General features: G+C 69.8%; 16 protein-coding genes. 8 read left to right on the forward strand and 8 right to left on the reverse strand.

The genetic code is table 11. The annotated features are described in order from the left end of the window. Positions 1–164: 164 nt before the first annotated feature. A complete protein-coding gene (locus tag Psi02_RS39370) occupies positions 165–614 on the forward strand; it encodes a hypothetical protein (protein WP_203981020.1) in 450 nt (149 codons plus the stop codon). Between the two features lie 22 nt (positions 615–636). Here Psi02_RS39370 and Psi02_RS39375 read toward each other — a convergent pair whose 3' ends face one another. Further along, positions 637–1,470 carry an SDR family oxidoreductase gene (locus Psi02_RS39375; RefSeq protein ID WP_203981021.1) on the reverse strand — a complete coding sequence of 278 codons (834 nt, stop codon included), beginning with the start codon at positions 1,468–1,470 and terminating at the stop codon, positions 637–639. A 464-nt stretch (positions 1,471–1,934) separates the two neighbouring features. Between Psi02_RS39375 and Psi02_RS39380 the strand changes: the two genes are divergently transcribed. After that, positions 1,935–3,137: an ATP-binding protein gene (locus Psi02_RS39380; protein WP_203981022.1), complete on the forward strand. Its 1,203-nt coding sequence runs from the start codon at positions 1,935–1,937 to the stop codon at positions 3,135–3,137. Here Psi02_RS39380 and Psi02_RS39385 read toward each other — a convergent pair. From Psi02_RS39385 to Psi02_RS39405, 5 genes are all read right to left on the reverse strand, one after another. Next, positions 3,103–4,485 (reverse strand): sensor histidine kinase, encoded by a 1,383-nt coding sequence (locus tag Psi02_RS39385; protein ID WP_239095541.1) that lies wholly within the window; start codon positions 4,483–4,485, stop codon positions 3,103–3,105. The genes Psi02_RS39380 and Psi02_RS39385 overlap by 35 nt on opposite strands. Then, the gene (locus tag Psi02_RS39390) at positions 4,482–5,159 is read right to left on the reverse strand and encodes a response regulator transcription factor (RefSeq protein ID WP_203981023.1); all 678 of its coding nucleotides are present in this window, start codon (positions 5,157–5,159) and stop codon (positions 4,482–4,484) included. The genes Psi02_RS39385 and Psi02_RS39390 overlap by 4 nt, the downstream gene beginning before the upstream one ends. Before the next feature lie 18 nt (positions 5,160–5,177). Then, positions 5,178–5,681, reverse strand: coding sequence for a hypothetical protein (locus tag Psi02_RS39395; protein WP_203981024.1), 504 nt, complete (start codon positions 5,679–5,681; stop codon positions 5,178–5,180). A 100-nt stretch (positions 5,682–5,781) separates the two neighbouring features. Then, a complete protein-coding gene (locus Psi02_RS39400) occupies positions 5,782–6,174 on the reverse strand; it encodes a hypothetical protein (protein ID WP_203981025.1) in 393 nt (130 codons plus the stop codon). A gap of 130 nt (positions 6,175–6,304) precedes the next feature. Next, complete coding sequence (locus Psi02_RS39405; RefSeq protein WP_203981026.1) at positions 6,305–7,132, reverse strand: class I SAM-dependent methyltransferase; 828 nt, start codon at positions 7,130–7,132, stop codon at positions 6,305–6,307. A 252-nt stretch (positions 7,133–7,384) separates the two neighbouring features. Between Psi02_RS39405 and Psi02_RS39410 the strand changes: the two genes are divergently transcribed. Both Psi02_RS39410 and Psi02_RS39415 read left to right on the forward strand, forming a co-directional pair. Continuing rightward, a complete protein-coding gene (locus tag Psi02_RS39410) occupies positions 7,385–7,735 on the forward strand; it encodes a DUF3147 family protein (protein WP_203981027.1) in 351 nt (116 codons plus the stop codon). Positions 7,736–7,743: 8 nt separating this feature from the next. Next, positions 7,744–8,226 carry a DUF3147 family protein gene (locus Psi02_RS39415; RefSeq protein ID WP_203981028.1) on the forward strand — a complete coding sequence of 161 codons (483 nt, stop codon included), beginning with the start codon at positions 7,744–7,746 and terminating at the stop codon, positions 8,224–8,226. A gap of 107 nt (positions 8,227–8,333) precedes the next feature. Here Psi02_RS39415 and Psi02_RS39420 read toward each other — a convergent pair whose 3' ends face one another. After that, entirely contained in the window at positions 8,334–9,152 is an 819-nt protein-coding gene (locus Psi02_RS39420; RefSeq protein WP_203981029.1) for an ArsR/SmtB family transcription factor, read from the reverse strand. A gap of 209 nt (positions 9,153–9,361) precedes the next feature. Between Psi02_RS39420 and Psi02_RS39425 the strand changes: the two genes are divergently transcribed. The 3 genes from Psi02_RS39425 to Psi02_RS39435 are packed head-to-tail and all read left to right on the forward strand — an operon-like array spanning position 9,362 to position 11,385. Beyond that, entirely contained in the window at positions 9,362–9,949 is a 588-nt protein-coding gene (locus tag Psi02_RS39425; protein ID WP_203981030.1) for an NADPH-dependent FMN reductase, read from the forward strand. 10 nt (positions 9,950–9,959) lie between these two features. Then, on the forward strand, positions 9,960–10,334 hold the full coding sequence (locus Psi02_RS39430; RefSeq protein WP_203958700.1) for a winged helix-turn-helix transcriptional regulator: 375 nt from the start codon (positions 9,960–9,962) through the stop codon (positions 10,332–10,334). A 16-nt stretch (positions 10,335–10,350) separates the two neighbouring features. Then, complete coding sequence (locus Psi02_RS39435) at positions 10,351–11,385, forward strand: methyltransferase (protein ID WP_203981031.1); 1,035 nt, start codon at positions 10,351–10,353, stop codon at positions 11,383–11,385. Here Psi02_RS39435 and Psi02_RS39440 read toward each other — a convergent pair. Next, complete coding sequence (locus tag Psi02_RS39440) at positions 11,375–11,869, reverse strand: beta-class carbonic anhydrase (RefSeq protein ID WP_203981032.1); 495 nt, start codon at positions 11,867–11,869, stop codon at positions 11,375–11,377. The genes Psi02_RS39435 and Psi02_RS39440 overlap by 11 nt on opposite strands. Positions 11,870–12,163: 294 nt before the next feature. On the opposite strand from Psi02_RS39440, the gene Psi02_RS39445 reads away from it, so the two are divergent. Further along, the coding region (locus tag Psi02_RS39445) for a hypothetical protein (protein ID WP_373317762.1) at positions 12,164–12,678 on the forward strand (515 nt) is incomplete at its 3' end.

The following is a 12,678-nucleotide window of genomic DNA, read 5'->3' on the forward strand; positions in this document are numbered from 1 at the left end:
AGCTGTCTTGAATCGCCCAAACGGCGCGAATGTCCGACTGGTATGGCTATGGGGGTTGTGCCGAATTTCGCTGTCCGCGACCGTCCGGGCGCAGAGGGAAGTGGTCCCCGGCTGTTCGTCAGGGCGCCTTGACGTCAGGCCGTCCTGACGAGACGATTGGCGTCATGTTCACACCTGACAGCGCCGAACGCGAGCACACTCTCAGGACCGCCGTCGGGCGCTATGACGAGCTGCGCGTCCGCGAGAGCCTGGGATCGCCGGCCGACGAGGATCTCGACGGCCCTGACGTCATGGCCGGGCGGTTCACCCCGCCACGGGCCGCCCTGTCCAAGGAAGAGGCGCTCGAGTTGCTCGCCCTCGGCGAGGTGATCGCGCGCAAGGCCGCGTACGGACGGCAGCTCACGGTCAGGACCGCCCGGGCGGCGGGAGCCTCCTGGTCGCAGATCGGCGCGGCGCTCGGGACCAGCAAGCAGTCGGCCTGGGAGGCCCACACCCGGTGGATCGACGGCCAGGCCGCGTTCCGTGGCCGTACCGGGACGGAGGGCATGGACGACGAGCAGGTGCGGGCCGCCCGTGCTCTCGCCGGAGATCCGGGCGACCCCGAGGCGCTCTGACGCCCCCGGCGTTCCCGCCGGCTCAGCTCTCCTTGCCGTGCGCGGCCACGGAGACGGGTTCCCACTCGCGCCAGGTGGCCAGCCGCGCCTCGTAGTCGGCGGTGGCGATCGTCAGTGGCCCGTCGCCGAAGAAGATCCGTAGCGGGGGCCGCTCCGCGTCGACCACCCGGAGGATGGCGTCGCGCGTCGCCTCCGGCCGGCCGGGCGTACCCACCCTGCGGGCGCGCTGCTCGGCGGCCTGCTTCTTCACGTCGTCGTACGCGGCCAGTGGCGTGGCGTGGCGCGCCGACGAGCCGGCCCAGTCGGTGGCGTAGGCGGCCGGTTCGACCAGGGTCACCTTGATCCCGAAGGCCGCGGTCTCCTGGGCGAGCGACTGGCTGAACCCCTCCAGGGCCCACTTGGAGGCGTTGTACATGCCGACGTTGGGGAAGGCCGAGACCCCGCCGATGGACGACACCTGGATGATGTGGCCGCCGCCCTGCTCACGCAGATGGGGGAGCGCCGCCTGCGTCACCCACAGGGCGCCGAACAGGTTGGTCTCGATCTGCGCCCGGGCCTCCTGCTCGCTGATCTCCTCGATCATGCCGAACTGCCCGTAGCCGGCGTTGTTGACCACGACGTCGAGCCGGCCGAAGTCGGCGTGCGCCCTGCCGACCACGTCGAAGACCGCCTCGCGGTCGGCGACGTCGAGGGGGAACGCGACGATCGCGTCGCCGTACTTGTCGACGAGGTCGTCCAGCGACGCGGTGTCGCGGGCGGTCGCCGCCACGCGGTCACCGCGGTCGAGGGCGGCGATGGCCCACTCGCGGCCGAACCCGCGGGACGTCCCGGTGATGAACCAGATCTTTGAAGTCATGAGGGGACCGGCGTATCTGCTCGAGGAGGCCGCCGCGCAGGGCGGGCCCCGTAATGAACTGAACGTTCATTACGTTAGTTGGCCCCCGGCGGGCAGGCAAAACGCCTCGTGACACCGAGCCGGCCGCGGGTGTTTCGCCAGGGAGACGGCTGGGAACAGGGTGCGGTACTCACCCGCCGGCGACGGCCGGGCGCCGCTCGATCCTCCGGCGCCTCGCGGAGTGGGGCACTCGGCGCACGCGGGGCCGGAGCCGTACGGCGGCCCGGACCGCTCACCGTCCTGTGAACCGGAGGCTGTGATCCAGAGGCTGTGATCCGGAGGCGGGGCGCGACCTGCAGCAACCCGGTGATTCCGTCTGAGGAGTGATGGCGTTGGCCCCTTGGCACATTCGTGATCTTCAAGAAGATGATTTCGACCACATAATCCGCTTATTAGAGGAACCACTGGACACACCGGCGGAGCCGGTGGTCACGCTCGCCGAGGCGGTGGCCGCCCTGCGCGGCGGCATGCCGGCGGTGGTCGCCGCGGTGGGATGCGAGATCGTCGGCGCGGCCGTCTCGCTCACGGCCGGCGAGCGCGCCTGGGTCCTGCGCATGGCCATCGACCGGGAGTGGCGCCACCACGGCATCGGCTCCGGACTGCTGGCCGCGCTGGAGGAGCGCCTGGCCAAGCGGCGGGTGCGCCGCATCGGGGCGCTCCTGCCCCCGCATGAGATCGGCGAGACCGCGTTCCTGAACTCGGGCTACACGAGCAGGCCCGACATCACCTACTTCGAGAAGGCGCTGCCGCTCGCCCGCGCGGAGACCACCATCCTCGACCAGATCGGCGGCACGATTCCGGAGACGGGGCTGTGGGAGCGGATCGCCGGCATGGAGGCGGAGAAGGCCGTCATCGAGCGGCGGCTGGTGATGCCGCTGGAGAACCGTGAGCTCGCCGAGCGGTACGGCGTGGAGCCGCCCCGCGCCGTCGTGCTGTTCGGCCCGCCGGGGACGGGCAAGACGACCTTCGCCAGAGCGGTCGCCTCCCGGCTGAGATGGCCCTTCGTCGAGGTCTTCCCCTACCAGCTCGCCGCCGACCCGAACGGCGTCGCGGCGGCGTTGCGGCAGCTGTTCTCCCGGGTCGACCACCTGGATCAGATCGTGCTGTTCTTCGACGAGGCCGAGGAGATCGCCTCGCAGCGGCGCGACCCGGCCTCGCTGACCCACCGGATCACCAATGAGCTGCTCAAACTCATCCCGATCTTCCGGCGCCGTGACCGCCGGCTGCTCGTCTGCGCCACCAACGCGGTGCGCAGCATGGACCCGGCCTTCCTGCGGCCGGGCAGGTTCGACTACCTGATTCCGGTCGGGCCGCCGGACGCCGACGCGCGCCGGGCGATCTGGGCACGCTACATCGGCGCCGGCCGACTCGCCCGGGTGAACCTCGACGAGCTGGTGGAGGCGAGCGCCCGGTTCACTCCCGCCGACATCGAGTACGCGGCACGGACGGCGGCGCAGACGGCATTCGAGCGCCATCTCACGACCGCGGACGGCCGGGTGGTCGCGGAGGAGGAGCCCGCTCGGGAAACCGGCGACTATCTGGACGCGATAGCCAATACCCGGTCATCACTGACCGATGAGGACATCAGGGCCTTCAACCACGACCTGCGGGCCGCCGCCCGTATGTGAGCTGCGAACTCGCGCTCTCGCGGGGTCCCAGCTCGACCGTGACGGTGGTGCCCCGTCCGGGTGCGGACGACAGCGTGACCACGCCGCCGTGCGCCGCGGCGATGGCCTGCACGATGGCGAGACCGAGCCCGGACCCGGCGCCGTGGAAACGGTCGAACGCGCGCGCCGCGTCCTGCTCGGGCATGCCCGGGCCGTCGTCCACGACCTGGAGGACGCCCGGCGGGGCCAGCCGTACCAGGACCGAGGTGCCCGGCGGAGTGTGCGCGCTGACGTTGGCGAGGAGATTGACCAGCACCTGCCTGATCCTCGCCTCGTCGACCTCGCGCTCCAGAGTGGCGGGCGACTCGACGCGGACCGGGTGGCCGGGGTTGAGCGCTGTGAAGTCGTCCACCACCTCGGCCACCACGGGAACCAGGTCGACGACGGCGACGGACAGCGACGCGCCCCGGTCGAGCCGGGCGAGTTCGAGCAGCTCGGTCACCAGACGGGTGATGCGGGCCGACTCGTTCTCGATCCTGAGCATCACCTGCGGCACGTCCTCGTCCGGGATCGCGCCCTTGCGGTACAGCTCGGCGTAGCCGTGGATCGTCGTCAGCGGGGTGCGCAACTCGTGCGAGGCGTCGGCGGCGAAGCGGCGCAGCCGTTCCTCCGAGGCCCACCGCGCCCCGAACGCCTGCTGGATCTGCGACAACATCACGTTGACGGCCCGGCCGAGCCTGCCCGCCTCCGTGGGGCCCTCCGGCATCCGCGTCGACAGGTCACCGCCCGAGGCGACGCGCTGGGCGGTGTCGGCCATCCGGGCCAGCGGCGCGAGCCCGCCGCGGATCAGCCACCGCCCGAACAGCGCCAGCAGCCCGATGAGCACGCCGCCGGTGACGAGTTCGGTGACCAGCAGGCGGGCGAGGGTGTTCCTGATCTCGTCGAGCGGCACGGCGATCACGACGATCCGGTCGCCGGTCGCCATCCGCGCCGCGGCGGCGCGCAACCGGGAGCCCATGGTGAACGTCTCGCCTGCGTCCGCGTGCGCTCCGAGTGCGGTGGCGCCCATCGCCTGGACCAGGCCCGGCAGCGCCGCCGCCTGCGGGTCGTCCCCGCCGACCAGCCGGGCGCGCCCGGTGGAGGCGTTGAGCGTGACCACCGCGTAGGAGGATCCCGCCTGCACGACCGCGATGCCGGACGCGCGGGCCAGCCTGGTGGCCGACGCGCTCGCGGCCGTCGCCAGCGAGGCGTCCATTCTCTCGATCATGTGGCTGCGCAACATGAGCATGCTGACCAGGGAGAGAGCGGCGAGCCCGAGGGCGGTGACGCCGATGAGGCCGGCGAGCAGCCGGCCGCGAAGCGTGGTCACGGCGTCCTGAGGGCGTATCCGACGCCCCGCTGCGTGTGGATCAGCGCCGGGCCGAGAGGGTCGAGCTTGCGGCGCAGGTAGGAGATGTAGGTCTCGACGACCTGCGACTGCGTGCCGAACCCCCAGACGTGCTCGAGCAGCTGGGCCTTGGTCACCACCTGGTTCCGGTGGCGCATCAGGAAGGCCAGCAGCCGGAACTCGGTCGGCGACAGCTCGACACGCACCCCGCCGCGCCGCACCTCCCAGCCGGCCTCGTCCAGTTCGAGGTCGGCGACGCGGAGCACCTCGTCCTTGACCGGGGTGCGGCTGCCGCGCCGCAGCACCGCCCGCGCCCTGGCGACGAGGGCGTCCACGGAGAACGGCTTGGTGACGTAGTCGTCGCCGCCGAGTGTGAGGCCGTGGACGGTGTCGGCCGTGGTGTCCCTCGCGGTCAGGAAGATGATCGGCACCTCGTCGCCCGCGGCCCGGAGCCTGCGGCACACCTCGAAGCCGTCCAGATCGGGGAGCATCACGTCCAGGACGATCAGGTCGAACCGTCCCGTCGCGGCGAGTTCGAGGGCCTCGTGGCCGCGGGCCGCGCCGGTTACGGAGAACCCGTGGAACCGGAGCGCGATGCCGACGAGGTCACGGATGTTCGGTTCATCGTCGGCGACGAGGACCCTCGGTTCGCTCATAGTGGCATCAAGTGTGCCTCAGCCGTTCGCCTTCTTGGGAGCGACGACCACCACGGAGGTACGGGTGTCCCCGGCCCGGGTTCCGGCCACGAACACCGTGTCACCGGTGGTGAGCTTGGCCGCGTCCACCTTCTTCCCGTCCTTGCGGACCCGGGTGCCGTCGCCCACCTTCCACGTCCACGACGTGCCGTCGGCGCTCTTCACCGTGACGGAGCCGGCGACCGCCCCTGTGACGTCGCCCCGCTGCCAGGTACGGACGACGAAGCCGTCCTTCTTCTTGACCGTGGCCTCGCCGTGCACTCCCAGGCCCTTGCGCTTCAGGGCGCGCCATCCGGGACGGGCGACGCCCTTGGTCTTCCCCTCGATGGCCTTGTCCGGCGCGGTCTTCGCGGTGCCGCCTCCGGCGGTGAGGGAGACGTCGGCGCCCGGCTGCCCGGCGATGGCGGCACCGCCCAGGACGCCCACCGCGAGGGCGCCTGCCACCGAGCCCGCGATGATGAAGCGGTTTGCTTGTTTCCTCATGCCATCAGCACACCGCCAGGCCGTGGGGAAGTCCGGAGAGAATCCTGGGAGCTTCTTGAGAACGGCGGAGTCAGGCGCGCCGGCTGACGACGGCGGGAAGTCAGGGGCACGCCGCGGAGATGTGCGTGAGGGACAGTTGCACCTTCCCGTCCGGGTCGGTCAGATCCTCCGCGGCGGCGGGAGCCGCGCGGGAGAACTCGTAGAGCGCCTCGACGAGCTTCGGCGAGGGCTCCCCCTCGACGTTCTCCAGGCTCCCGGTGGTCAGGCCGTCGGCCATCGCCGTCATGCCCAGCCAGATGGGCTGCGAGCCGTCCGGCGCCTTGAAGACGATCGTGCTCGCGTCCTTGCGGATCGACTCCTGGGCCTTGGTGACCAGCGCGGCGGCGGCCGCGCAGGGCGTCTCGGCCGTGCTGCGGGTCATGGTGTACGCGACGCCTGCGGCGGCTCCGAGGAGGACGACGGCGGCAGCGGTCATGGTCGTTCGGCGACGCATCGGCGGAGATCCCTTTTTGCTGGCAGACACTAGTGCCGAACGTCGAGGTGATCATGGTGCCAGTGGTACAGAAGTAATCCCCTGGGGGAGATGTCTACACCTTGAAACTTCTCCCGGGAGGGCCGTCCTCTCACCGCGGCCGCGAGAACTCGTAGCGCAGCAGCCGGCCGACCCGTCTGAACGCGGGGACCAGGCGCATCGCCCGGATCGGTATCCGGTAGCCGACGGGCAGCCTCTCCACTCCGGGCAGGTCGAGGACGGGCAGTTCGGTGACGAGCCGGATCCGCCGGTCCCATCGCTCGAGCAGCCGCGCGTCGTCCAGCGCCCAGGTGAAGGTGGCGCCGGCCGCCCGGACGGGACGGTTGAAGCGCTGCAGCCGGACGCCGAGCCGGCTGATGGCGTCGAACATGAGCTGCCCGGACGGGAACCGATCGGCGATCCCGCGGAAGAGGTCCTCGATGTCGCCCTCGGACAGGTACATCAGCAGGCCCTCCGCGACGACGAGCGCCGGCCGTTCGGCGGGGATGCGCTCGAGCCACCGGACGTCGGTCACCGAGGTGCCGATCATCCGATACCCCTCACGATCGGGATACAGGCGGTGGCGGACGGCTATGACGTCCGGATAATCCACGTCGTACCACCGGACCCCACTCGGCGGGTCGAGCCGGAACACCCGGCTGTCCAGGCCGCAGCCGAGGTGCAGGACGGTGACCGCAGGGTCACGGCCGAGGAAGTCGGCCGCCCACGCGTCGAGTTGCCTGGCCCGCAGCGCCACGCCGGTCGTCCAGCCCCGGTGCATCCGGAATCTGCCGAAGTCGTAGTCGATCCGTTCGATCAGTTCCTCGGCGGTCCGATCGCCCAAGATGGGGTCGGCGGACATGCTGTCCCTGGCCCTGCCGTACAGGGTGGCCAGCATGGTCGCCTTCTCCTTGGTGAAGTGAACGCGCTCCGTGCTCATCCTCCGCCCGTCCCCTCGGGTGGTCCATCCCGGCCGATGGGGAAGCGGCCGCCGGCGTCCTCCCCTCGCGTACCCCGCCGCGCGGGCGTCACCCTGTGGGCGACCACGTGACCGTCCGCACGTCGTGCCTGGTGGAAGGGCTGGTCTCCGCTCGGGGTTGCGCAGACACGATGGCGGCGATGCCTAGGAGAAGGCCATCAGGCGGGCGCACCGCAGGGCGGTGAGAACGGACACGACCGGGGGGAGGAACCCGTGGCTCGGCTGATCGTTGAGGTGGCGCTCAAGGCGCTCGCCGGCGGGCTGTTCGTCCTCGGATTCGCGGTGCTGGCCGAGATGATGACGCCCAAGCGGCTGGCCGGAGTGTTCTCGGCCGGCCCCTCGGTCGCCCTCGGGAGCCTGCTGGTCACAGCCGTGTTGAGCGGCCAGGCGGACATGCGCGCCGCGGCCGACGGCATGCGGGCGGGCGCGGTCGCCTTCTTCGTCTACTGCCTGGTGGCGCCGCCTCTCCTTTCGGCATGGGGGGTCTGGCGGGCGACCCTCGCCGGCCTGGTGGTCTGGGCCGTGACCGCCGCCGGTGCCTACCTGCTGCTGCCACGGCCGTGAACGCGGCCATGGACGACGACACGAACGACGACACGAACGACGACACGAACGACGACACGAACGACGACGACCCGGACTCCCGCGGGCAGGACGACGACCGGATGCGGCTCATCCCGCGCGAACTGGCGCGGACCCGGCCATGGGACCTGGTCGTCCGCTTCGCTTTCGGCGCGGGAGTCTCCGCCCTGGCCGGTGTGGTGTCCCTGGTGGCCGGACCGGCGCTCGGAGGTGTCTTCCTGGCTTTTCCGGCGATCCTGCTCGCGTCGCTGACCCTCGTCGCGCAGAGGGAGGGCCCGCGCCAGGCATACCAGGAGGCGCGCGGCTCGGTGTTCGGGACGCTCGGCCTCACCGGGTTCGCCGTGGTCACCACCGTCATGGCCGCCCGCTGGCCGGTCTGGGTCACCCTGGTCGCCGCCGCCGCGACGTGGGTGGTGTTCGGCCTCGGTTCCTACCTGGTGTCCCGGGTCATCGCGAGGCGGGTGGGCGGCTGAGCGGTCCCGGGCCCCTCGCCGAGCTCGCCATTCAGCCGTGTCAGCCGTGTCAGCCGTGTCAGCCGTGTCAGCCGAGGAAGCGGCAGGTCCGGCAGGGCCGGTCGAGGTCAGCCGGTCTCGGCGGCGAGGTCGGTGTCGGCGTCGGGGGAGGGCAGCGTCTCGCCGGTCTCCAGCAGCGACTTCAGGCTGGACAAGATGTGCGGCCATCCGTTGCTGATGCCGTCGAGCATCGTGCTCCCCGGCTCGAAGTCGTCGTGGACGACGGTCAGCTTCACCATTCGCCCGAGCGGCTCGATGTCGAAGGTCACCTTGGACCTGCGCTCGCCGGCCCATTGAGCGGCGATGTCCGCGTCCATCTCGAAGGCTTCGATGAACTCCGGCGTGAAGGTGTGCCAGGAGTAGGACAACCGGCGGTAGGGGTCGGATTCGAGCACGACCTGGGCGGGATCTGCGGTCTTGGCGCCGTGGCCCTCCCAGACCATGGTGGAGCCCGGCTTCCAATCCGACTCGAAGGTGACGCCCCAGTAGCGGCCGGTGAAGGCGGGGTCGGTCAACGCCTGCCAGAGCCGTTCCGGCGTGGTGTTGATGTAGGTCGTGTAGACGAATTCGGGGTTGCCCATCGGTTGCTCCAATGCTCTCTTCAGGTCGGCGAGCGCCTCGACCCTTGCGCGGTCGTACCTGCTGATCCAGCGCTCGGCGATGGCGTTGATCGGTTCGGCGTTCAGGTAGTGCAGCTTCTCCCGGCCCCGGCGGATCGTGGTGACCAGCCCGGCCGCCTCCAGCACGGCCAGATGCTTGCTGACGGACTGCCTGGCCATGTCGAGCCCGGCGCACAACTCCCGGAGGGTCTGCCCGTTGCGGGTGTTCAGGCCGTCGAGCAGCCGGCGCCGGCTGGCATCGGCCAGTGCCTTGAACACCTCGTCCATCTCGCCTCCTCTTGGACATGCAGCCGATCGGCTGCATGTCAGAACGATAGGCAGCCCCGTGGCTGCATGTCAACGCCGATCCCACGGTAAAGGTTTGCTAAGGAATATTTAGATGCTCAGAATTCTTGTGTACGCTTGCCGAGCGCAGGCGGGTGGTCGTCCCAGGTCGCCCGCCCGTACACAGCTCACGAGATGCAAGGAGAGGTACCGTGGCCAAGCTTGAGATCATCGTCGCCAGCACCCGTCCCAGCCGGATCGGGCTGGAAATCGGACGGTGGGCCGAAGCGGAGGCGGCGACGCACGGAGGGTTCGACGAGATCGAACTCGTCGACCTGGCCGAGGTGAACCTGCCCTTCATGAACGAGCCGAACCACCCGCGGCTGGGCCAGTACATTCACCAGCACACCCTTGACTGGAGCGCCAAGGTCTCCGAGGCGGACGCGTTCGTGTTCGTGATGCCCGAGTACAACTACGGATACAACGCCGAGCTGAAGAACGCGATCGACTATCTCCACAACGAATGGAAATACAAGCCGGTCGGCCTGGTCAGCTACGGGGGAGTGGCCGGCGGCACCCGAGCCGCACAAATGATCAAACAAGTGGTCACGACACTGAAGATGACCCCGTTGTTCGAGGCGGTTTCCATCCCCTTTGTCCACCAGTTCATCGATTCCGACAATAAGCTGGTGCCCAACGACGTCATGACGGGGGCGGCGAAGGCGATGTTCGACGAACTCGTCCGGGTGGCTGAGGCTCTGCGGGCGCTGCGGGAGAACACTGCACCCGCGACGAGGTGATCGGGAGAACATGAACGAGATCCACCGCGTCTGCGTGCGCTTCCACGCCGCCATCGAGCTGATCGGCGCCCGATGGACGGGGGCGATCCTGCGTGCCCTGTTCACCGGGCACCACCGGTACGCGCAGATCAAGGCCGCGGTGCCGGGACTGAGTGACACCATGCTGGCCGAGCGGCTGCGCACCCTGGAGGCCGAGGAGATCGTGGAGCGCCGGGTCATCCCGACCTCCCCGGTCCAGGTCGAGTACCACCTCACCGAGAAGGGGCTCGACCTGGAGAAGGTGATGGACGCGGTGAAGACCTGGTCGCACAGGTGGATCCCGCTGCCCGGCGACGAGGAGCCCGTCGGCGCCTCCCAGGGTCCCGCCGCGGCCGGGGAACGGTAGCCCGTAGGGCCGCGCGATGTCGTCCGCGAACGAGGAGCCGGCCGGGATCTCGCCTTCGCTGGTCATGACGCGGTTGCTGGCGGGTTTCCAGGTCTCCCAGGCGCTGTACGCCGTGGCCAGGCTCGACCTCGCCACGGCCCTGCTCGCGGGCCCCCGTGACGTCGAGGACCTCGCGGCCGACCTGGAATGCGACGCGGGGATGCTTCGGCGGTTGCTGCGTGATCTCACCGGTCTGGGGATATTCGCCGGCGAGGGAGACGACGCCTACTCCGTCACCCCGCTGGGAGCCACGCTGGCCCGCGGCGTCCCCGGATCCGCGCGTGACCTCGCCCTGTCCTGGATGGAGACGCACTACGCGCCGTTCGCCGGACTGGTGGACACCGTCCGCACCGGTGTCCCGGCCGCGACCGTCCACTACGGCCGTCCGTTCTTCGCCTGGCTCGCGGACGAGCCCGAGCAGGCGCGGAGGTTCACCGGGGCCATGGCCGACATCACGGCCGGGCTCAAGGGCGACCTCCTCCGGAGCTACCGGCTGCCCGAGGGCGCGACGGTCGCGGACATCGGCGGGGCCGACGGGTCGCTGGTCACCGAACTGATCGCCGCCGACCCTGACCGGCGCGCCATCGTGTTCGACCTGCCCCACGTCGTGCCGGCCGCACGGGAGGCGGCCCGTGCGCGGGGGGTGGACGGCCGCGTCGGGATCGTCGCCGGTGACTTCTTCGAGAGCGTGCCCGCCGCCGACGTGTACATCCTGTCGTCGATCCTGCACGACTGGGGAGACGAGGAGGGTGAGCGCATCCTGCGGACCATCGCCGGCGCCGCCTCCGCCGCGGCGCGCCTCGTGGTGATCGAGATGGTCCTTCCGGCCGGGGACGAGCCGCACCTCGGCAGAGGCATCGATCTGATCATGATGGCGATGCTGACGGGCAGAGAGCGGACGCGGGCGGAGTACGAGAGGCTTCTGGACCGCGGGGGTTTCGCCGTCGACCGCGTCGTTCCCGGTCCTGCGGGCAATCCCTTCTCCGTCGTCGAGGCGACCCTCAGGCCTTGACCTCGCGGAGACGGCCCGTCTCCACCTCGTAGACGAAGCCGCGCACCGATTCGGTGTGCGGGATGAACGGGTCGGCCTTGATCCTGGCCACCGACTGGCGGACGTCCTCGTCGAGGTCGGAGAACGCCTCCGCGGACCAGTCGGGCTTGATGCCGACCTCCGACTGGATCGACTCCTTGAACGCGTCGTCGGTGAAGGTGAGCATCCCGCAGCCGGTGTGATGAATGAGGATGATCTCCCGGGTGCCGAGGAGTCGCTGGCTGATCGCGAGGCTCCGGCGTTCGTCGGCGGTCACGACGCCGCCGGCGTTGCGGATGACGTGGGCGTCCCCCTCCTGGAGGCCCAGCAGGCCGTAGACGTTGAGTCTGGCGTCCATGCAGGCCAGCACCGCCACGCCTTTGGCGGGGGGAAGCGGCAGGTCACCCTTGTCGAAGGCCGCGGCGTAGCGCTCGGCGTTGGCGAGCAGCTCATCGGTGACGCTCATGGGCTCTCCCTCTCACGGGCGGGCGGGACCCTTGCACCATTATCCACATTCCCTACTGTGTCAACGGGTATCTTCCTGGTTAACCGCCCGAAATGCAATGATCTCCGCGTAAGTGGATGAAACACAACAAACGGTCACGTGACGGTCATATGCAGGACTGTCTTTGGTCTGGATATCAGCTCTGCCGCCATCTTTTGCCGTAACCGTGGACACCCATCAATAGTGTTTTGACCTGGGAGTCGTTATTCGAAGGAGGCGACCGGCCGATTCGATGACCAGGACAGGAGGCAGGCGGTGTCGTTCAATCTACGCCCTCACTCCATCCGGGCACGTTTCACGCTGGTCTCCGGAATCATCTCCCTGATCGTCTTCGCGGTGATCGGCACCGGGCTCGATCTGGCGATCTGGACCCGGATCCAGGACAACATCTTCAAGGAGACCGAGCGCGTCGCCACCGACTGGATCGGATCCCTGCAGCCCGGCGCGCCGTACCCTCCGGTGCTGAAGACCCGGATAAACCTCCTGCAACTCGTCGACGGCCAGGGCAGGGTCGTGGCCGCCAGCACGGCGGCGGCGGACCAGGCGCCGCTCAGCACCCTGCGGCCCCCGAACGACGACCGCATCGCGCACGACACCCGGTGCACCACGCGTGACGGGTGCGTCGTCCTGACCGCGATCCGGGTCCCTCCTCTGGAGACGCGCGTGCTCTGGCAGGGGCAGCCGCACTTCGTCTACGCCGGCATGACCGAGCCGGGCATGTTGTCCACGCACGAGCTGGAGTTGCTGACCAGCGGGGGAGTCCTCGCGGC

The organism is Planotetraspora silvatica, from assembly GCF_016863315.1.
GTDB lineage: Bacteria > Actinomycetota > Actinomycetes > Streptosporangiales > Streptosporangiaceae > Planotetraspora > Planotetraspora silvatica.

Bases quoted from the DNA above. Each gene is read 5' to 3' on its own strand.
- Psi02_RS39415 (WP_203981028.1), top strand. From the start codon at position 7,744: ATGGACGACGACACGAACGACGACACGAACGACGACACGAACGACGAC.
- Psi02_RS39400 (WP_203981025.1), bottom strand. From the start codon at position 6,174: ATGCGTCGCCGAACGACCATGACCGCTGCCGCCGTCGTCCTCCTCGGA.
- Psi02_RS39395 (WP_203981024.1), bottom strand. From the start codon at position 5,681: ATGAGGAAACAAGCAAACCGCTTCATCATCGCGGGCTCGGTGGCAGGC.
- Psi02_RS39440 (WP_203981032.1), bottom strand. From the start codon at position 11,869: ATGAGCGTCACCGATGAGCTGCTCGCCAACGCCGAGCGCTACGCCGCG.
- Psi02_RS39420 (WP_203981029.1), bottom strand. From the start codon at position 9,152: ATGGACGAGGTGTTCAAGGCACTGGCCGATGCCAGCCGGCGCCGGCTG.
- Psi02_RS39405 (WP_203981026.1), bottom strand. From the start codon at position 7,132: ATGAGCACGGAGCGCGTTCACTTCACCAAGGAGAAGGCGACCATGCTG.
- Psi02_RS39435 (WP_203981031.1), top strand. From the start codon at position 10,351: ATGTCGTCCGCGAACGAGGAGCCGGCCGGGATCTCGCCTTCGCTGGTC.
- Psi02_RS39375 (WP_203981021.1), bottom strand. From the start codon at position 1,470: ATGACTTCAAAGATCTGGTTCATCACCGGGACGTCCCGCGGGTTCGGC.
- Psi02_RS39390 (WP_203981023.1), bottom strand. From the start codon at position 5,159: ATGAGCGAACCGAGGGTCCTCGTCGCCGACGATGAACCGAACATCCGT.
- Psi02_RS39370 (WP_203981020.1), top strand. From the start codon at position 165: ATGTTCACACCTGACAGCGCCGAACGCGAGCACACTCTCAGGACCGCC.
- Psi02_RS39430 (WP_203958700.1), top strand. From the start codon at position 9,960: ATGAACGAGATCCACCGCGTCTGCGTGCGCTTCCACGCCGCCATCGAG.